Origin of the sequence: Geofilum rubicundum JCM 15548 (assembly GCF_000974365.1) — a bacterium.
Taxonomy (GTDB): Bacteria; Bacteroidota; Bacteroidia; order Bacteroidales; family Marinilabiliaceae; genus Geofilum; species Geofilum rubicundum.
In genome coordinates this window covers 1-19769 of the sequence record NZ_BAZW01000066.1, presented here as the reverse complement: position 1 = coordinate 19769, position 19769 = coordinate 1, and the positions used below count along the sequence as shown (strand labels likewise).

The 19769-nt window shown below is 44.4% G+C and carries 16 protein-coding genes; 12 read left to right on the top strand and 4 right to left on the bottom strand.

What is annotated here, in order from left to right; all coding sequences use genetic code 11:
- Positions 1-193: 193 nt before the first annotated feature.
- Entirely contained in the window at positions 194-1651 is a 1458-nt protein-coding gene (locus JCM15548_RS18055; protein ID WP_227626010.1) for a YfcC family protein, read from the bottom strand.
- Between the two features lie 215 nt (positions 1652-1866).
- On the opposite strand from JCM15548_RS18055, the gene JCM15548_RS18050 reads away from it, so the two are divergent.
- Positions 1867-3270 (top strand): hypothetical protein, encoded by a 1404-nt coding sequence (locus JCM15548_RS18050; RefSeq protein ID WP_062128252.1) that lies wholly within the window; start codon positions 1867-1869, stop codon positions 3268-3270.
- Between the two features lie 629 nt (positions 3271-3899).
- On the top strand, positions 3900-4601 hold the full coding sequence (locus JCM15548_RS18045; protein ID WP_062128250.1) for a cytidylate kinase-like family protein: 702 nt from the start codon (positions 3900-3902) through the stop codon (positions 4599-4601).
- Positions 4602-4612: 11 nt separating this feature from the next.
- On the opposite strand, the gene JCM15548_RS18040 is transcribed toward JCM15548_RS18045, so the two are convergent.
- Complete coding sequence (locus JCM15548_RS18040; protein ID WP_062128248.1) at positions 4613-5461, bottom strand: fructosamine kinase family protein; 849 nt, start codon at positions 5459-5461, stop codon at positions 4613-4615.
- A 163-nt stretch (positions 5462-5624) separates the two neighbouring features.
- Here JCM15548_RS18040 and JCM15548_RS18035 point away from each other — a divergent pair, with 163 nt between their 5' ends.
- The 6 genes from JCM15548_RS18035 to JCM15548_RS18015 all read left to right on the top strand — a co-directional run bounded on the left by JCM15548_RS18035 (position 5625) and on the right by JCM15548_RS18015 (position 10637).
- Complete coding sequence (locus JCM15548_RS18035; protein WP_062128246.1) at positions 5625-6419, top strand: alpha/beta hydrolase; 795 nt, start codon at positions 5625-5627, stop codon at positions 6417-6419.
- On the top strand, positions 6419-6691 hold the full coding sequence (locus JCM15548_RS18030; protein WP_062128244.1) for a hypothetical protein: 273 nt from the start codon (positions 6419-6421) through the stop codon (positions 6689-6691). Before JCM15548_RS18035 ends, JCM15548_RS18030 begins: the two co-directional genes overlap by 1 nt.
- 268 nt (positions 6692-6959) lie before the next feature.
- The gene (locus JCM15548_RS18025) at positions 6960-7562 is read left to right on the top strand and encodes a helix-turn-helix domain-containing protein (RefSeq protein WP_062128242.1); all 603 of its coding nucleotides are present in this window, start codon (positions 6960-6962) and stop codon (positions 7560-7562) included.
- Between the two features lie 17 nt (positions 7563-7579).
- Positions 7580-9490, top strand: a complete 1911-nt coding sequence (locus JCM15548_RS18020) for a DUF4914 family protein (protein WP_062128241.1) — start codon at positions 7580-7582, stop codon at positions 9488-9490.
- Entirely contained in the window at positions 9490-9615 is a 126-nt protein-coding gene (locus JCM15548_RS25830) for a hypothetical protein (protein WP_262487140.1), read from the top strand. The genes JCM15548_RS18020 and JCM15548_RS25830 overlap by 1 nt, the downstream gene beginning before the upstream one ends.
- Positions 9615-10637, top strand: a complete 1023-nt coding sequence (locus JCM15548_RS18015) for an L-threonylcarbamoyladenylate synthase (RefSeq protein WP_083985236.1) — start codon at positions 9615-9617, stop codon at positions 10635-10637. The genes JCM15548_RS25830 and JCM15548_RS18015 overlap by 1 nt, the downstream gene beginning before the upstream one ends.
- Before the next feature lie 240 nt (positions 10638-10877).
- Here JCM15548_RS18015 and JCM15548_RS18010 read toward each other — a convergent pair whose 3' ends face one another.
- Both JCM15548_RS18010 and JCM15548_RS18005 read right to left on the bottom strand, forming a co-directional pair.
- Positions 10878-11741 (bottom strand): universal stress protein, encoded by an 864-nt coding sequence (locus JCM15548_RS18010; RefSeq protein ID WP_062128239.1) that lies wholly within the window; start codon positions 11739-11741, stop codon positions 10878-10880.
- Positions 11738-13330: a BCCT family transporter gene (locus JCM15548_RS18005; RefSeq protein ID WP_062128237.1), complete on the bottom strand. Its 1593-nt coding sequence runs from the start codon at positions 13328-13330 to the stop codon at positions 11738-11740. Before JCM15548_RS18005 ends, JCM15548_RS18010 begins: the two co-directional genes overlap by 4 nt.
- A 563-nt stretch (positions 13331-13893) precedes the next feature.
- On the opposite strand from JCM15548_RS18005, the gene JCM15548_RS26015 reads away from it, so the two are divergent.
- The 4 genes from JCM15548_RS26015 (at position 13894) to JCM15548_RS17990 (ending at position 19630) form a co-directional block, all read left to right on the top strand.
- Positions 13894-14109, top strand: a complete 216-nt coding sequence (locus JCM15548_RS26015; RefSeq protein ID WP_305047589.1) for a hypothetical protein — start codon at positions 13894-13896, stop codon at positions 14107-14109.
- Positions 14025-15497, top strand: coding sequence for a FumA C-terminus/TtdB family hydratase beta subunit (locus JCM15548_RS18000; RefSeq protein WP_305047587.1), 1473 nt, complete (start codon positions 14025-14027; stop codon positions 15495-15497). The genes JCM15548_RS26015 and JCM15548_RS18000 overlap by 85 nt, the downstream gene beginning before the upstream one ends.
- A gap of 750 nt (positions 15498-16247) precedes the next feature.
- Positions 16248-18311, top strand: a complete 2064-nt coding sequence (locus tag JCM15548_RS17995; protein ID WP_062128234.1) for a site-specific integrase — start codon at positions 16248-16250, stop codon at positions 18309-18311.
- 896 nt (positions 18312-19207) lie between these two features.
- Entirely contained in the window at positions 19208-19630 is a 423-nt protein-coding gene (locus tag JCM15548_RS17990; RefSeq protein WP_157482930.1) for a hypothetical protein, read from the top strand.
- Positions 19631-19769: the final 139 nt, after the last annotated feature.

Here is a 19769-nt window from a genome sequence, read left to right as displayed (position 1 = left end):
GTTCCGCCTTCGAAAAAAATCGCTAAGAAATTGAGGCTGGTTGCCGTTTAGAAGCCCGCGCTGTTTGAGCGTAGCGAGTTCGCGGGGTTTAGGCAAACAACCTCAATTTTAGATTTTTATCGTCAGCGGCGGCCCTTTTTGCTTCCTTTTTGGGGCTGCAGCCAAAAAGGACGAGCCCGTGCGGCTAAAGCACCTAAAACCCATTTAAATCCATCGTTACCGTAGGTATCAGCAACAAGAACCCCAGAAGGATCATTGTGATAATAAGCGGCGCTATCCATTTGGCCCATTTGGCATACGGAATCTTGGCCACCCCCAGCACCCCGATCAGCACTCCGGAAGTGGGCGTTATCAAATTGGTAAAGCCATCCCCAAACTGAAAGGCCATGACCGTGGCTTGTCGCGACAAGCCTATCAAATCACTGAAAGGGGCCATGATGGGCATGGTGAGTGCCGCCTTGGCCGAACCACTCGGTATCACGACATTGATAACCGTCTGTATCACATACATGATGCCGACCGATGCCATATCCCCCATATCGCTCATGCCTCCAGCCATTGCGTGCAGTATGGTATGAATAATCTGACCTTCCTCCAGGATGACAATGATGCCACCGGCCAGGCCTACGATGAGCGCGGCCGACATGATATCTGCCGATCCGGCCAGAAAGAGTTTGGTGATGCTGTCGGGACTTTTATCCATGGCGGCACCGGCCAGAATTCCCATGGCAAAAAACAGGGCGGCAATTTCCATGATGTACCATTGATAGCCCATAACGCCCACAATCAGGAAGACGATGGTATAGGCCAGCAGGTTTAAAACAAATACGGGTGCTGATTTGCGTAAGGCCAGCCAGCCGGTAAGGGCAAATGAAGCCGTAAGAATGGGAATGAACCACGAGGTGACCCCACTTCCGCCACCCATTACCAAGGTGGTTTGAGGGTAGGCGATGGAGAAACCGATAAGGGCGGACAAGGTGGCAAAATACGTGATCCAGGCCGCCTTGTAGGTGATGGGCTCATCTTCCACTTCATTGACATGCAAGTGCTCGCGCCAGTAATTGTCCTCTTCGTGCACGGGCGATAAGTCGGGCTTCCGCTTAATACGGTTGGCATACCACAGAATGTAGGAGATGCCCACTAAATTAATCACTACCCAGGAAAACAAACGGTACTCAAAACCCGAAAACAAAGGCAATCCGGCCAATCCCTGGGCGATACCAATGGTAAATGGGTTTAATACAGCACCGGCAAACCCTAGTCCGGCCGCCACAAAAACCATGCTCACCCCGGTGATGGAGTCGTACCCCATGGAAATGGCCAGGGGGACAATGATGATGATAAAGGCGATGGTCTCTTCACTCATCCCAAACACGGCACCAAAGACCGAAAACATGAGCATGATAAGAACGATGACCAAATTGCCGGTGCCGATCCGGCGCATAATGGCGTATTTATCAAGGCGACGGGTGAACTGAAGGAAGGAACGAATCCCCACATCAATGGCTTTGGAATCGTTCATGATCCAAAAGGCACCGCCTATCATCAGAATGAAAATAATGATGCCGGCCTGTCGCTCAAAGCCCATAAAAAGGGCTGCAAAAACCTCCCAGGTCTGGGGTTGATTGTCCACTTGCTGAAACACCGGCATACCATCCCTCCCTCGGGGTCATGTAAACACCACCGGGTACAAACCAGGTGGCAACCGCTGACAGCAGGATCAGGAAAAAGACGATGACGTAAGTATGAGGAACCTTTTTAAGCATAAGAAATAGTTTTTATGGCCCCAAAAGTAAAAAAAATAAAAACCTTACGCCTCATTTTACGTAAATCCAATGCGATCCAAATAAAACCAAAATTGAAGGTATGAGCAATAATTACAAAACCACCCGATTACTCCTTTTCCTGACCATTGTACTTTTATCATTGACTGGCTGCGCATCCAAGCGGCATTTAAAGAATGCCGTCAAATATGATGAAGCGGGGCTTTATGAAGATGCGGCCCAACTTTATATGCGCTCATTATCGGCCAACCGCGATAACATTGAAGCCAAACTGGGCCTGAGGCGGACCGGACAAATGGTGCTGGACCAAAGGGTGAAAGATTTTGCCACTTTACATCAGAACAACCAGCATGGAGATGCGGTTTATGCCTATATCAATGCGGAAAAATACCGGAACCAGGCCAATTCACTGGGGGTGCGACTTGATTTTTCCGGCAATCATCAGGCGGCTTTCCTGACCTCAAGAAATATTTATCTGGACGGTCTTTACCTGGACGGACAAAGAGCCCTGGATGCAGAATCGTTTGCCACAGCAGAGGAGCGCTTTTCAGAAATTCTCGACATCGATGATACCTATAAGGATGCCAGAGAGAATTGGGTAGTGGCCCGCTATGAGCCCATTTACAGGGACGGACTTGATTTCATGTATACCCGGCTCTACCGAAAGGCCTATTTTGCCTTTCACAGCATTTTAAGTGAGCACGGCACCTATAAGGATGCCATGCAATTGCGTGAAGAGGCACTCGCCGGCGCCACTATTTCGGTAGCTGTGCTGCCCTTTTATACCGCGAGTAATAGTCAAAAAGCCGCAGCTGCGGAGCTACGGGCCAATACCATCAGTGAAATTTCGGCTTTGCCGACACCCTTTTACCGGATTGTTAACGATCCCATCATTAATAACCTGCCGCAGATAAGCGTCATTAATGATCCCAGCATTGCGCTGGCCCTCATTAAAAGTGCAGGGGTTAAGTTTTCGGCAGACAATATTTTGATGGCACGCATTGTCAATTTTAATGAGTACACCACCAATCCCAGAAGAACTGAGAGACCAGCGTACATCAAACAAACCAAAGAGGTAACCAACAGTGAAGGGCGCAAAGAAACTGTGACCGAGTACGTTAAAACCACCTACACAGAAATAGAACGAAAGAGTGGCGCTACACTCAGGGTTGAATTTTCAATGGTGAACCTGAAAACGGGTGTGGTAGTGCTTACAGATTATCTGAATTTTGAGGACAATCAGGAAGTTGTTTACGGCGAGTATAAAAACAATTATAAAAACCTGATTCCCGGCGAATGGAAGTTTGCCAACCGGGACGACGACTCGGATAAGATATTTGACAACAGCAGGTCTATCAATGATTTGCACAAGGCCTTTACATCCCCCAAGGAATTGGTGACCGGCAAACAAATGATGACCACTCTATTGGGAGCAGCCGGCCACCAGATTTCTTTAAGATTGAATGCTTACGACCCCGAGCGCTAAACCTTTTGAAGGGGAGTATCTTGTGGCGGATCACCGTGATTAACAAAAGTTAACGCTACCTTTATTTGATTTGTAAAGAATATATCGATATTTGTACCGGGGATTTTAATAAAACCTGGATTTAGTTAATCGGTTTTAAAAGGATGTGCTTGCAAAAGCCATCCTTTTTTTATGCCAACTCCCCAGATGGAACTTATTGAATCATATCCGGAACTTGAGTGTGCCTAAATTTTGCATTCAGTCGCATCTCGGCGAAATAATCAGTCACTGCCCGACGAAGTAATCAATCGTTGCTCGGCGAAGTTTGCAACTTCGCCGCATCTGTTTCGGCAGTTTAAAACTGCCATTAACCAAAAAGAAAATCCGGGCCTCTCACAGCCAGGTAACTCTTAACATGAATTAACTTGCTTTCAATCTCTTTCACCGAAAAGCACCTTATCTTTGTCGTAGATTTTTTTTCATAGATTTGGATTTGGTTAACAAAGGCTGATTTAAGGGGAAAGGACAGATTTTTTAATCTGTCCTTTTTTTATGCTTTGAAAATTCCATCTTTCTTCTTATTTTGCTCTAGTATTACTTTTGACTAATAAAGAACGTTAAGTCAAAACAAACCAGCAATTAACCAAACCATGGACAATCTGTTTCTAAAGTACATGCGCGAACGCACGGGCAAACGCAAAAGCTCGGGGCCTGATTTTTATGCGCCCGGACCGGTTATTACCATTTCCAGGGACTACGGCTGTCCGGGAAGACGCATAGCCAGATTACTTTCAGAAACATTGACGGAAAAGAATGCCCGTCTGGGCGGAACCCAGGAGTGGAAATGGATCAGCAAAGAAATCATTGAGGAGTCGGCCCGCGAATTAAAACTTTCGCCCACACTGATACAAGACTTGTCGGACTACCGCACCCGGGGCTTCTTTGAAAATCTGGCGCTTTTCTTCTCAGATGAGTTTTACCCCGGCGATGTTAAAATTAAAAACACCATTGCCCGCTTTATATACAATGCGGCATCAGAGGGCAATGTGGTTATTGTCGGCCGCGCCGGTGAATCCATTACCAAGAACTTTGATAAATCACTGCACATAAAACTTCAGGCCCCGATTAACTGGCGGGCCAAGCAGGTAGCCGACTCCTACGGCATGAGCATCGTGGATGCCAAAAAGGAGGTCATTGAAATGGATAAGCGCCGCACCCAGTTCAGAAACTATTTTGAAAAAGATCTTCCGGACATTGAATTTTTCGACATCTTTTTCAATGTAGCCACCATGACCGATGAAGAAATCATTGAAATGATTATCATTATTGCCGAAACGCGAGGTTTCGTTTAAATCATAGTATTTCAGCCATACTGCTGCATGAGAGCAAGGGCTTGCGAGCGATAAGAAGTGCCAAATATATTGAGGTGGTTTAACACATGGTAGAGTGTGTAAACTGCCTCTCTTTGTTGATAACCGGGTTTCAGGGGCCATTCAGCATTGTAGGCTTCGTAAAAGAGGTGATCAAATCCGCCAAACAGATGGGTCATGGCCAGTTCAGCTTCACGGTGACCGTAATAAACGGCCGGATCGATGAGCACTGGCACCCCGTCGGTTCCCACAATGAAGTTACCGCCCCATAAATCGCCATGCAGAAGAGAAGGGGCTTCCTCGCTCCCCTTTAATATATCAGGCAAGCAAGATTCGAGATGCCTGAATAAGTCTTTGAAAGTGCGGTCTACAAAGCCGTTTTTTTCGGCCAGCTCATATTGATACAACAGGCGCTTATTAAAATAATAAGTGGCCCAGTTGCTCTTCTCTTCTCCCTCGGGCCGATTAAGTTGTGGTGTACTGCCAATATAATTATCTTCATAAAAGCCATAGGCGCCCGACGAATACTTGTGTAACTGAGCCAACTGTCGCCCAAAGTCGCTAAAAAAGGAGCCTGGGCGACTGCCCTCTCTGATGAATTCTAAGATTAAAAGCTGCTCATCGGCATGCACCACCTCAGGGATTCTAATCACCCCGGACTTTCTCAATTCATTGAGTCCGTTGGCTTCTTTAATGGCCATTTGAGTCGTTGAATTTTTCTTGACCACCAGTTCACGTCCCGATTCTGTCAATAAATACCCGGTATAAGCGATACAACCTCCTCCCAATGCACTGCTTTTAACAATGGATTCTTTGAGCAATAATTCCAAATCAGACATCATGGCCAATAATTTTAACCTAAAAATATCACTAAACCCGCATCTTAGCAATATTAATCGAACAAATTCAACCATTTTACCCCTATAATAATCGGGCGTATAATGAAGATTACGGAACTTTCATCTGTATATTTGATAGCTCAAAACATATCTAAACCAAAACCGAATGACCAATATTGGACTTTTAAAAATAGGACAGACAAAAACCCGGGTTCAAAAACGTAGGAGTTTAGGGCACAGACTATTATCCATCTGCATGGCGCTTTACGGGTGGGGATTCATTTCTGTTTCGGGACAAATGCATCCCACCTCGATGAGCTTTCCGGTGGACACTTCATTCAATATCCGCAGTGAATTTAAAAAGCAAGTGAAATACCACCCGCACATAGAAGTTGCATCGATTGGAGACACCACCCAGCTGACCACTATCAGGGATGTTGTTTATACCACCTATGGCGAACGGGCGCTTCATGCAGATATCGCTTACCCAAGGATGGACGACCATCAACTGCTACCTGTCATCCTGTTTATTCATGGAGGGGGATGGCGCAGTGGGGACAAAAGCATGGAACATCCGATGGCTTTTGAAATGGCCAGACGTGGCTATGCTGCTGTTATGGTGGAATACCGGCGCTCGATGGAAGCACTTTATCCGGCCGCGGTAAAGGATATCGTAACGGCCATCAAGTGGGTAAAGGCCAATGAGGGTCAATCCCCCTTTGACACCACGCAAATTATTTTGGCAGGTACTTCATCGGGAGGACAATTGGCGGCTTTAATCGGGAGCATCAATAATACCAACGATGTATTTACCACAACGCCCTACCCTGAACACCATGCAGAGGTACAGGCAGTGATAAACATAGATGGCGTTTCCGCTTTATACATCCTGAATCTGGCGAGGGTCAGGATCGCCCAGGGAAGCCGTCGGCAGCTACCCTTTGGTTTGGTTCTTCGGTAGTGGATGATCCTGAAAGCAGACAGGAAGCATCGGCGCTCACGCACATCAATCCCCATTCGGCACCCATGTTGTTCATCAATAGCTCAATACCACGCTTTGGCGCGGGAAGAGATGATATGATTAAAAAAATGGAGGAATATGGTATTAAACACCAGGCGTTTCAACACGAAAATTGCATGCATACTTTTTGGCTGTTTCACCCTTGGTTTAACCAAACCGTTGAATGGATGGATGCCTTTTTGAAAGAGAACTTAAAAACCCAATATTACTAAACATATACGAATGAATGTAAAAACATGACCCATAAGCGGATTATTTAGTATTTTTGGTAGTCCCGAATTAAGAAATGGTTAAATTTGCCCAAAACAGCTACTGGCAAAAGTCCTTAACATGAAGAACCTGTTTGAAAACAATGTCGTCTTTATGTTTTTTTAAGAAAAACGGAGTGAAATTTTAACATCATTAAGCCCTGATTAAATTGTTAAGCTGCATTTAATTATTATTTTTGTTGCCTAGTAATCGTATTTATTGGCAAAAAACATGAATCGTTTAGGTGGGCGCATAAGAAACAGAAGGGAAGCATTGCATATGTCGCTGGGCGTAGTGGCGCAAAAAGCAGGAATCAGTTCCAGCGCCCTTTCACAGATTGAAAATGCCAAGGCATTTCCATCCATCGTAACCTTAAAAGCAGTAGCGGATGTATTACACATTACAGTGGGCGAGCTTATTGGAGAGAATGAAACCATTAAACATTCCCCGCTCCTGATTCAAAAAGACCGGATATTTATAAAACAAAATACGACCGGGGCCCGGCTCTATTCGTTGTCGCACCGCGAAACAGCCAAACAAATGGGGACTTATTTAATAGAAATACCCCCGAATAGCGATACCGACGATTTTTTTGCTGAACATAGAGGTCAAGAATTTTGTCATGTATTAAAAGGGGAAGTCCAATTTGAATTGGACAAGAAAACATTTGTGGCCATAGAAGGAGACAGTCTGTATTACAATTCCTTTAAGCACCACAAGGTCATCAATCAAAAGGAAGAACAGGCGATCATTTTGTGGGTTGTAACACCCCCGGATACCCATTGCGAATTGCCTGCTTCCAACATAGAAACAGAAAGAATTATAAACAAATAAATATAAAAACAATGAGCATGATTCAAGAGCTGGAAAAAAAAGGAGTCCTTGTACCCGATCAGATTAAAGATCTATTGAACAATGCGCGAAAAGTTCATTATTTCAACACAACCGATGAGTTGGTTGATGCCTCCACAAATGGAGCAGAAAACAGCTCGTTTGAGGTGAAATATGACGTTCCCGGAAAAGGGGAGTATGTTGAAGCTGTGGTGCACCGTGTAACAAATGGAATTTCGGCCAACTATACCGAGCCTTATATGCGTCGCCGCGACCCGGGGACTATGGCAATAGCAGATGACAAGCCAACTGATAAAGAAAAATTCAAAGATGTTTTTGGATATGACTTCTCAAAATTACGTGATGAGACTTTTGATTGGTTGAAAGATCAGGAACTGGCAGTGTTTTTTTACTATGCCGGAAACTTTCCTGTAGGTATAGGCGGAATTGCGATTGCTCCGGCAAATGCTGGGTTTTTCGCTTTAGGACTTGCCTTCCTTCAGCGTATTATTCCCATAAATAATATGCCTAAAGGTTTTAGGATTGATTCTGCAATATATGTTGCGCCACCTTTCCGTCATACCCATTTTAATGGAAAACAGAAGGTGATTCATAACAGGCTGGATGGCTTACACGAGTTGTTTTCATACAACTTATACCCTGGCCCAAGTGCCAAAAAAGGTTTGTATGGTGTGTTGTTGTCACGCGGAGAAGATGAGGGCTGGGTAACTACGCATTGCTCTACAGTTCAGGTTATCAGTCCTTATGATAACAGCACTACTTTTATGCATGAAGGTGCAAGTGGTGGTGGAAAAAGTGAAATGCTCCAGTTGATTCCCCGTGAAACAAATGGACAGGTACTGATCGGAAGAAATATGGTTACCGGAGAGGAAAGACTCATGAATATTCAGCTTTTCTGCATGTTCAATCCGGTGACTGATGATATGGCTCTATGTCATCCATCCTATCAAAAAGGCAATGGTAAACTTACAGCGGCTGATGCCGAAAATGGATGGTTTATCCGTGTGGATGGTATTAAGGAATATGGCGATGATCCTTTTCTGGAAAAAATCACTATTAACCCACCTGAGCCTTTATTATTCCTGAATGTTGATACCAAACCTAATGGAACAGCGCTGGTTTGGAACCATACCATGGATGAGCCAGGGAAAAGATGCCCGAATCCACGTGTAATCCTTCCTCGTCACATCGTTCCTAATGTAGTAAATAAGCCGGTAACAATTGATGTCCGTAGTTTTGGTGTGCGCACTCCGCCCTGTTCTAAAGAGAATCCTACTTATGGAATAGTAGGTTTATTTCACATTCTTCCTCCGGCACTGGCCTGGTTATGGCGTTTGGTAAGTCCCCGCGGACATGCCAACCCAAGTATCGTGGGAACTGGAAGTATGGATAGCGAAGGCGTTGGTTCATACTGGCCTTTTGCCACTGGAAAACGTGTTCACCATGCCAATCTCTTGCTTGAGCAAATAATCAGTACGCCACGTGTGCGCTATACTTTGGCTCCGAATCAGCATGTCGGCGTATGGAAGGTAGGATTTAAACCTCAGATGTTGATGCGTGAATACCTTACGCGTCGTGGAAATGCGAAGCTTTCTTCAGATCAGTACCAGCCTGCACGTTGTGCATTACTTGGGTATGAGCTCAATTTTCTTACTATTGAAGGAAATAAAATCCCTTCACGCTTCCTGAAGGTTTATAAGCAGATAGAAGTAGGCGAAGAAGGTTATGATAAGGGTGCTGAAATGTTGTATGATTTCTTCAGGAAGGAATTGCCACAGTATTTGACTCCTGATCTGTTACCATTGGGACGCAAAATCATAGAGGCCTGTTTAAATGGTGCAAGTGTTGAACAATACAATGATCTGTTGCCAATGGAGTATAAATATGCGTTTTTTAAAAAAAATAAGTAATGAGTAAAGTAGTTAATATAACGAAATCCAAGGCCGACCATTCCAGGTCGGCCTGGATTTTTTATGAATTTCCCAACAAAGATGCACACAAAAAAACAGAGAACGACAACAATGAGCTTCTGTAATGATTAAATCAGGAAAAGACATTATTTTTGCTTCAAAGTTAATTCGGGATGGTAAATTGGTTGCCTTCCCTACGGAAACAGTTTACGGGTTAGGGGCGAACGGATTAGATGCAAAAGCTGTTGCACGGATTTTTGAAGCAAAAAAACGCCCTTCATTTGACCCCCTTATTCTGCACATTTCTTCCATCGATGACCTGGAAACGGTTTTTAAAAAACCGATTTCCCCATTGATCTTTCAACTGGCCGAAAAATACTGGCCAGGCCCCTTAACCATAGTGGCGCCCAAAACGACTAAGGTACCTGACATTGTATCAGCCGGTCTCAGTACGGTTGCTGTCCGAATGCCCTCACACAAAGTAGCACAGAAACTAATAAAACAGGCAGGCGTCCCCATTGCAGCTCCCAGCGCCAATTTATTTGGACGCTTGAGTCCGACCCAGGCCCAACACGTTAAGGAACAACTCACCACCATCGATTATTTACTGGATGGAGGCACAACGAACATCGGACTGGAATCCACCATTATTGCTGTGAGTGGCAACACCATTGAAATATTGCGTCCGGGTGCCATTACGCCGGATCGACTTCAGGCGGATTTTCCGAAGGTGAAAATTGTGGCATCAAGCACCGAAAAGCACATTCAAGCTCCGGGACAGTTAAAAAGCCACTACTCGCCCAGAAAACCGCTATACCTGTATGATGAGATGCCTGAAGTACTTCCTGCTTACGCCGGATTGCTTCTGTTTGAGCCCGCTCCCATTCCCGAAGGAGCCCAATCAAAAATCAAACTTCTTTCGGCCACCGGCGATTTACTCGAAGCAGCCAGCAATATGTTTAACGCGTTGCATGATTTCGAAGCCGATCGTTCCATAGAGCAAATCTATGCCGTGAAAATCAAGGAAGAAGGCATTGGACTGGCCATCATGGACCGCATCAACAAAGCGGCCTATCGTTTCACCCACTTTGTGGATGAAAACGGCATTTCGGAAGGCGAAGGCCTGCCTCAGCAATCCCAAACTTAAGAGAGCAAATGGTATTATAAAAAGTAACTCCCACACTTATAATTCACTTAGCCATCGGACTCTTCAAACCTCCATAAGAGACCGATGGCTTTTAACAACATAACAACCTGCTCCACACCCCACCTACCTAACCCGTCCCACCCCATCAACCCCATCAACCTAATCGCCTATCGACCTAATCACCCTATCCTCCCTACCTACCCCATCAACCCTCTCAACCTATCGACCTATTGACCTATCCTACTTCTTCACAATCAACACCGGAATGTTCTTATCATGTGAAATCAACCTTTCAGCCACACTGCCTATCAGCAGATCGCTGCCATCGGCCTTACCTTTACTACCCACCACAATCAGATCGGCACTCTGAAAAGTGGCCTGATCATATATGGTTTTGGAGATATGACCATCCTCAGCCAATACAAAATATTGACAATCCGCCTTAATTTTCAGTTTTTCTCTCAGCTTTTCGTACTTTTTTTTGGCCGCTTTAATAAAATGGTCGTTCAACTCCTCCCTATCCTTAACGTATGGATAATATTGCATATTCACTTTAATGCCATGCACCGGTATTAATTCGGTCGACAATAAATCAGAAGCTTCTTTGGCCACTTTTAGTGCATTATTGGTGTATTCCGAGAAATCGATGGGCACCATTACTTTATGAATGTCGCCACGCGCCATTTCACTTACAAATAAGGTGCTGGTATTCAAAAGGCGGACCATTTTGCCAGAGAAAATGCCTGAGCCGTGAATGGCTGCCTTTTTCCCCAATACCACCAGGTCGAAGCTTTGGTTTTCCATCCATTCTAAAAAGGCTTCCATTTTTCCGCCCTGGTGCACATATACATCCGCCACTTCACCGCATTTAGGCATAAACTCATCGATCTGCTCTCGCATTTCCTGGGCAATCATTTCATCAACCGACTGGTCCAAATCCGGGAAAAGGCTTAGTATTTCGGGTGGCATCTCCTCCACTTCCATAAAATGAATCAGATGAATGGCTTTAAAGTGATATTTTTCGTTGAGTCGTTTAATGTAATTCAACAGGATATTATCCATTTCGGATAAATCGAGCAATATGGCTATGTTGGATAGTATCATTTCTTCTCCTCCTTTTTAATTAAACGTTTGGCGATCATTCCGGCAATCTTCTTCTCATAAGACTTTTTATCCTGACTTTGGGACAAGTACTTACTGCGCGCCATTTCAGATGATAAACCTTTGTGAAGACTGTACATCATGACTATTAAAATAAACAAAAAAGGCAACCCGGTAGTAACGGCGGCTGTTTGTAAGGCCGTCAAGCCACCTCCCAGCAGTAATACAGCAGCTACGGCCCCCTCAGTATTGGCCCAAAATATGCGCTGAGCCACCGGTGCATCAAGCTTTCCGCCGGCTGTTATACTGTCAATGACCAGCGAACCCGAGTCGGAAGAAGTGACAAAAAAGCTAATGACCAGCAAAATACCAACAACCGACAGAAGGTTACTCAACGGAAACTGTTCAAAAAAGACAAACAGGGCTGTTGATTCATCCGCTATAATGCGTTCGCCTAAACCTTCAGAAACTCCCTTAATATCCATAAATATGGCCGACCCCCCAAAGGCTGTCAACCACAAAAAGGTAATAACCGATGGCACCAAAAGCACACCAAAAATAAACTCGCGTATGGTGCGACCTTTAGATACACGCGCAATAAACATACCCACAAAAGGCGACCACGAAACCCACCAGGCCCAATAAAAGACGGTCCAGCCACCTTGCCATCCCCTGTCGCGATAGGCCTCAGTCCACGTTGAAACCACCAGCATCTCGTTCAGATAGTTACCTATATTTTGAATAAAGGATTTAAAAATAAACAGCGACGGTCCCAAAATCAGTACCATCAACAACAGAAAAGCGGCAATACGCACGTTCCACTCACTTAGGAATCTTACGCCCCGTTTAATGCCAGTCACCACCGAAATAGTGGCCACCAAAGTAATGGCAATTATCAGAAACACCTGCATCAGAACGGTATTGGGTGTACCAAAAACATGGTGCAAACCACCACTTACCTGCTTTACCCCCAAACCAAGTGAGGTGGCCAGGCCAAAAAGGGTGGCCAGCACAGCAAATACATCTATAATATTACCTATTGGTCCGTGCACCCGCTTGCCCAATACGGGCAGGAAAACCGACCGTATCGTTAAAGGCTGATTCCGATTGAAAGCGAAGAAGGCCAACGACAAACCCACCAGGGCATATATACCCCAGGCATGAAAACCCCAGTGCAAAAACGTCAGATTCATCGCCTTTTCAGCAGATTCCAAGGTACTACCCTCGCCAAAAGGCGGATTCATGTAATGATAGACCGGCTCGGCAACCCCCCAGAACAAAATTCCAATACCCATACCAGCACTAAAAAGCATGGCGAACCATGCAGGGGTAGAAAACTCTTTTTCCGCATCTTCACCCCCGAGACGAATATTGCCAAAGCGTCCAAAGCCGATGTAGAGACTAAAAATAAAAAAGAGATTAACGGCCACTATAAACAGCCAGCCAAAATTAACTGAAATTGCATCCTGGGTGCTCTGAAATATGTCGGCCATGGGTTTACCCACAATAAGCGTCACCGATATAAATAAAACAATCAGAATGGTCGCCGGCCAAAAAACCGGACCATGAATGTCAAAGTATTTTTTACTCATAATAATAATTTTATAAATTATTCCAGCAGCCTCCAAACATATCTCCTAACTCATTATTAAACAATGCTATATGTAAAAAACTTGCCATTTCTCTTCTAACAAATGCTAATTTAACAATTATATAGAGGGCACCCAAAATTATTTTCCTGTTCATGAATCGATGACTATAGATGACTGTCGATGATTGTCGATGGATATTGATGGTTATTGATGGCGGTCAATGGTGGTCGATGATTGTCGATGGATATTGATGGTTATTGATGGCGGTCAATGGTGGTCGATGGCGGTTGATGGCGGTTGATGGTTATTGATGGTGGTCGATGATTAATGCAGTCTTTTGTATAGGCTTGGCGTAGTTTTAAACTACGCCTATCCCTTTAATACTGCAACGATCCTGAGATAAAACAACTCCGATTGGCGCAAAGTTGACTTTCTACCCATCCCACCCTATCTTCCCTTTTTCCAATCCCACCCTTTCCACCACTTCCCCTTCCAAATGGCGAAAAAAATCTCTAATTTTGCGCCTCTGTTAAAACCTAAAAACAAACTTTTAAATATTAACTATGGCTGATTTTAAATATCAAAAGCCCTTCCCCATTCAAAAGGACACGACCAACTACCGCCTGTTGACCAAGGATTATGTTTCCACCATTGAGCCGATGGCCGAAAAATTCTCAAAATTGATCCCAGGGGGTTGGAACTCCTGGCCAGGGAAGCCATTTCTGATGTATCGTTCTACCTGCGTCCAGCGCATCTTCAAAAGTTATCCAACATTTTAGAAGACCCGGAAGCTTCAGACAACGATCGTTTTGTGGCCCACACCATGATTATGAATCAGATAGTATCAGCTGAAGGGGAATTGCCCACCTGCCAGGATACAGGAACAGCCATCGTCATAGGCAAAAAAGGCGAAAACGTTTGGACCGGCGGCAACGATGCCGAAGCCTTATCCAAAGGCATTTTCGAAACCTATAAGGACAAAAACCTGCGCTACTCGCAGGTAGTCCCCTTCAACATGTTTGACGAAAAGAATACCGGCACCAACCTGCCGGCTCAAATCGACCTTTATGCCGAGGAAGGCAACAAATACGAGTTTCTGTTTGTGACCAAAGGTGGTGGCTCAGGCAACAAAACCTTCCTGTACCAGCAGACCAAGGCCTTACTGACAGAAGAGGCGCTAACGAAATTTGTCAAAGAAAAAATCAAAGATCTGGGGACCTCTGCCTGTCCCCCCTACCATCTGGCACTGGTCATTGGCGGCACATCGGCCGAGGCCACTCTGGCGACTGTTAAAAAAGCATCGGCCGGATACCTGGACCACCTACCCACCGAAGGAAATGACGGCGGTCAGGCCTTCCGCGATTTGGAGTGGGAAGCCAAAGTCCAAAAAATTTGCGAAGAAAGCACCATTGGGGCACAATTTGGCGGAAAATATTTTGTGCACGACGTTCGCGTCATCCGTTTACCCCGCCATGCCGCTTCTTGTCCGGTAGGCTTAGGCGTTAGCTGCAGTGCCGACCGTAACATCAAAGCCAAAATTACCGAAGAGGGCATTTTTGTGGAAGAGCTGGAGAAAAACCCGGCCCGCTTTGCGCCAGAAAGAGCGCCAGAACTGGCTCCGGCTATCAATATCGACCTGGACCGCCCCATGGATGAAGTACGTCAGGAGCTGGCCAAACACCCGATTAAAACACGCCTGAACCTCAGCGGAACGCTTATTGTTGCCCGCGACATTGCCCATGCTCAAATAAAGAAGATGCTGGACGATGGCTTGCCCATGCCCGAATACATGAAAAACCATCCGGTGTACTATGCCGGTCCGGCCAAAACCCCGCAAGGCATGGCCTCAGGTAGCTTCGGCCCCACCACAGCGGGTCGAATGGACTCCTACGTAGAACAATTCCAAAGCATGGGCGGTTCCATGATTATGCTGGCCAAAGGCAACCGCTCGCAAGCAGTGACCGACGCCTGTAAAAAGAATGGTGGCTTTTACCTGGGCTCAATTGGCGGTCCGGCTGCCATACTGGCCAAGGACAGCATCAAATCGGTAGAAATTGTCGATTTCGAAGAGCTGGGAATGGAAGCCGTTCGAAAAATAAGGGTGGAGAATTTCCCCGCTTTTATCATTGTAGACGATAAAGGCAACGACTTTTTCGCTGCGCTTTAAAAGTCACCAGGACGCTATTAAAAAAGCATTCTTGCTTAAAGGAAGTGTCAGAATGTTTGGGGACTATATATCTTGGCAGGTTGTCGCCGTTAAGTAGTTTCTCTCGATAAAAGAAAGGGACTAGAGCTGACGACCCAAAAAAACCAATATGACACAGCTCCAAGATTGCTGTAGTCCAAAATGCTAAGCTACTAAAGCTAATTACTAAACAGTAGGCTGATTAAGGTAGATAATTAACAACACAAGCAAGAATTCATCCTAGTGATACCCCCTCATAACAGGGTGCTAATAACAAATTAGCACCCTGTTTTGATTCATGCCAATAATTTCACTGAATTAAACCGCCTGTCTGTCGGTCAGATATTTTTCGCAGATCATTCACTCAATACCCTATCAGCATTTCTCACCCAAACCTGAATCCAAATTTTTAAGGAGCCTTACAAGGGGCCGGTACAAACTATCCACCAACTTCATCCATCGAAAAAAAAGAACTCCTTCACAGGATACTACTCCCTTCAAAATTAAATCTGCGACCGATCGTATTTCTTGTTTTCCAATTCTTTCAATGCAAAAGCACAGGAAACAAAGTCAACCTTTTCTACACAGGATCAGTGTATCCAATTAACACCCAACCAAAAAACGCATTTTACTTCAATTTATGTTTTTAAACATTTTGGGTTAATCGTTTTTTTATCTATTTTGGCTTACGTTAGAACCTAAGAATTTTGCGGACCGCAACCCGACTTGTATATGGCCCTATTAAGAATATACCCTATCATTCATCGCGAGAAAAAGCGTATTGCTCTCGAGATTGACCGATATATACAAGGCAGTGATTACGACATAATTACCCGAAATCTTCCCGAGCGACTTTTTAGCAAAACCAAGGGTTTATGGCACATTCCTTTTCGTCACGACTATCAACAATGGGTTCCCCGGCAATACAGCATCATCAGTGATCTGGAATTTGTATTTCCCGAATGCCCCGACAACGCACCTCCCCCTGTTGCACAAATGGAATCTGAAAGGGGGGAACCTTCAGTTATCATTAAAATTGACACGGATAAACGTCGCTTTTATGTGGATCATGGAGTGAATCCTGTTCTGTTTTCTGCCTTAAACCACCTGAAGAAAGGAATGTGGCTTTCAAAGCAGAAAAATTGGGTTTTTGTGGGGAAAAATGAGCTCTACATGCAAATAGTCGACCTTATTAAAACCGTTGGTTTTAATATTGAAAAGAAGTATGTTTCGCGCCCTCAATCCACCGATAGCAAGCCTATAAATACGAAAGCCCGACCTCAACCGATCAAGCTTCCCCAAACCTTCCACCCCATCCTGAAAGCCTACTCAGAATCGCTGATTCTGAAGCGTATGAGCCCCAGAACCTGTGAGATCTACCTGGAGAACTTTAAAAGATTTTTGTCGCACCACCTTGATTCAGATATTAACGCGCTGACCTACCGTGACCTTTTACATTATTTGAAAGCCCAGGCGACCAAATGGCATCCCACAACGCTGAAGCAGACCATTGCCGCCATCAAGTTTTACTATGAACGCACCCTGGGTCGCGACAAGATGTTCTTTGCCCTGAAAGAACACAAAAAGGTGGAGTTGTCCATTCTCCATTTGCCCTTTTACGATCTAAAAGAATTAGTTGATGGCATTGACTCCCCCGGCGACCGGCTCCTTCTTTTCCTGGTTTACCATGCCAATATCAAGCTTAGTGAGATTTGCACACTTCCCAAAGATGCCGCTGACATCTTTGAAAAGCAATTTCGCATGCCCGGAAATAATGGACTTGCCATAAACTATTTCCAAACACTGGTAAACCACTGTCACGAGCAATATCATTTGAACACCTACCTCGTCGAAAACAACGGTGAAGCCCATACCGTGTCAAGCCTAAAGGGGAAAATATACCGTATATTAGCCCATTACCGAATGGAGGATATATACCGGAAACAATATGAACAGGTACTCAAACAGACAGATTTCAGCCTTAAAACCCGTGCGATGTATTTGGGTGCATTCATGCAATTCTTGAAATATTTCAATTTTAAACACCCGGCCTTTATCAGCGATGAAGACATACGGGATTACATGATATTGCATCGTGAAAAATCCGCTGCTCATCAAGACAACATGGTTAGCAGTTTCAAATTTTTCTTCGAAAAAATACACAACCACACCTTATCACATAAACACGTAGTGCGCCCCCGCAAAGGCTTTCACTTGCCCGATTATTTCAATCAGTCAGAGATTGCTGCCATGCTAGGAACCACTGACAATTCGAAGCACAAATTACTCATAGCTATGGGATACTCGGCTGGTCTGCGCCGACAGGAAATACAGAACCTGCGCCTGGCTGATATCGATTTAAAACGCAACCGCCTATTTATAAAAGATGCCAAAGGTAATCGCGACCGCTATTCCCTGTTTTCATTGCATCTCCATGATTTGCTCAAAAAATATCTGGCCGAGCACAAGCCCAAAATATACTTATTTGAAGGTCGCCAACCCGGCATAAAATACAGCACCACCAGCATGTCGGCCATCCTTAAAAACATGGCCAAGTCAGGGGGCATACACCGCAATGTACACATGCACATGCTTCGCCACAGCTTTGCCACCCATTTGCTCGAAGACGGCAAAGACATACGCTACGTTCAGGAACTCCTCGGTCACAAAAGCATCAAAACCACCGAGCGCTACACCCACATCGTAAGCGACGCCCTCCTTAACGTAGCCAGCCCCTTCGACCGCATGGTAGCCCAAACAGGCTTCAAGGCCAACAGAAACCACAGTCCGCCCTAGTCAATTAAAAAGAACCCATTAGTGACAGCAACCGCTGGTTTTTAGCTTAAAGACAGAACCACAAATCATGAGCTTCCACTATGCGTCGGTAGCTGTTCTGTGTTAGTCGGTAGGAGACGGCCGAACCCCACCAGCAGGAAAAAAAATTAGGGAAAGGTGGTGCTATCAAAGATGCCGGGATACCCACATTAAACATCATGATCAGCCAAAACATAAAACAACTGACAATCAGTCAATAATTCATCTTATTCAACATCAAAACATCTCCTGCGTCATGGGACTCAGGTCAACGAAGTTGTGTCCAAGGACTAAAAAAATCAAAAAAACAACATCCGTTCAACTGGCAAATACTATATTTGAAACAAAACATGTTTATATCAACCAAACGCAGTCCATTTCAACCCGAAAACAAACACATTATACCCTAAAATCAACCACCATGAAACCCCACCACCTCCAACAACCAAATATATCCAAAAAAGCAATACACTCGTTAAATCAATCACTTACACCCCCAAACCACCTCACAATATAATAGTCATAAACGCAATGCGTTTATAGAGGTGTTGTAGGGTATTAAAAAAAAAATGACAATCTATTATGAATAGCGGACATTTCGCATTGTCTTGCTGATTTTTTTCGCTACCAATGTTCGTTAAAAGAGGTTACATCTATGTGCAAAATTTCTCTTTAAAGCATAATGATGACAAAAAAAGGAATAATTATTTCACCCGACGGCAATTGTTTTAACGATTTTATATGCCATATTTTAAAGTACTAAACATCATTTCTTACATTAAAATCCTATGTGCCTACATAAAAGAGCATACAATATTATTCTCACGATACAAGTTACACTAATTTGTATCATCGGGTGCAAACATGTCAAGTCAGACATGAAAGACTCTACTAATCACTATTACTATATTGAAAAGTATCATGATATTGACAACAAAATTAGTCATGAAGTATTAGATTCTTTGAATGCATTTATAGACAAGTTTTACTATAGATTTCAATATGATAGTTTATATAGCGAAAGTTCATATAGAGCAGTTAAAATACTCGAAGAATATCTACTAAGTAATGATTCCAGTTATAACAACTTCTATATCTCTGGATTTGAGGAAAGAAACGATTCGGTTGTTAAATTAGATATTAGCCATTTGCACTCGCTTATTAGGTCTTATCTAGTTAAGAAAAAAGAGATGGAAACAGGAGAAGAGATGGTTCCTGTAACTGGCAATCCTGGTGGGTATCAAAGGACATATTATGTTAACACGAAAAGTGGGAAAATAACAGAATATATTTATCAATAAAAACACCCTACAACAAAGCTGTATACGGCAGCCGGGGCTCCACAGCATATTGTGGGTTTCGTTCTCCCCCGTCAGCCGCGTTTGGCCTGAAACTTTCGTAACTGGCAGAAAAGCCCCGGCCGACCGCATACAGCCGAGC

Excerpts from the sequence above, each read along its gene's own strand:
- JCM15548_RS18055 (WP_227626010.1), bottom strand. The coding sequence starts at position 1,651 with ATGCCGGTGTTTCAGCAAGTGGACAATCAACCCCAGACCTGGGAGGTT.
- JCM15548_RS18050 (WP_062128252.1), top strand. The coding sequence starts at position 1,867 with ATGAGCAATAATTACAAAACCACCCGATTACTCCTTTTCCTGACCATT.
- JCM15548_RS18045 (WP_062128250.1), top strand. The coding sequence starts at position 3,900 with ATGGACAATCTGTTTCTAAAGTACATGCGCGAACGCACGGGCAAACGC.
- JCM15548_RS18040 (WP_062128248.1), bottom strand. The coding sequence starts at position 5,461 with ATGATGTCTGATTTGGAATTATTGCTCAAAGAATCCATTGTTAAAAGC.
- JCM15548_RS18035 (WP_062128246.1), top strand. The coding sequence starts at position 5,625 with ATGACCAATATTGGACTTTTAAAAATAGGACAGACAAAAACCCGGGTT.
- JCM15548_RS18025 (WP_062128242.1), top strand. The coding sequence starts at position 6,960 with ATGAATCGTTTAGGTGGGCGCATAAGAAACAGAAGGGAAGCATTGCAT.
- JCM15548_RS18020 (WP_062128241.1), top strand. The coding sequence starts at position 7,580 with ATGATTCAAGAGCTGGAAAAAAAAGGAGTCCTTGTACCCGATCAGATT.
- JCM15548_RS25830 (WP_262487140.1), top strand. The coding sequence starts at position 9,490 with ATGAGTAAAGTAGTTAATATAACGAAATCCAAGGCCGACCATTCCAGG.
- JCM15548_RS18015 (WP_083985236.1), top strand. The coding sequence starts at position 9,615 with ATGATTAAATCAGGAAAAGACATTATTTTTGCTTCAAAGTTAATTCGG.
- JCM15548_RS18010 (WP_062128239.1), bottom strand. The coding sequence starts at position 11,741 with ATGATACTATCCAACATAGCCATATTGCTCGATTTATCCGAAATGGAT.
- JCM15548_RS18005 (WP_062128237.1), bottom strand. The coding sequence starts at position 13,330 with ATGAGTAAAAAATACTTTGACATTCATGGTCCGGTTTTTTGGCCGGCG.
- JCM15548_RS26015 (WP_305047589.1), top strand. The coding sequence starts at position 13,894 with ATGGCTGATTTTAAATATCAAAAGCCCTTCCCCATTCAAAAGGACACG.
- JCM15548_RS17995 (WP_062128234.1), top strand. The coding sequence starts at position 16,248 with ATGGCCCTATTAAGAATATACCCTATCATTCATCGCGAGAAAAAGCGT.
- JCM15548_RS17990 (WP_157482930.1), top strand. The coding sequence starts at position 19,208 with ATGAAAGACTCTACTAATCACTATTACTATATTGAAAAGTATCATGAT.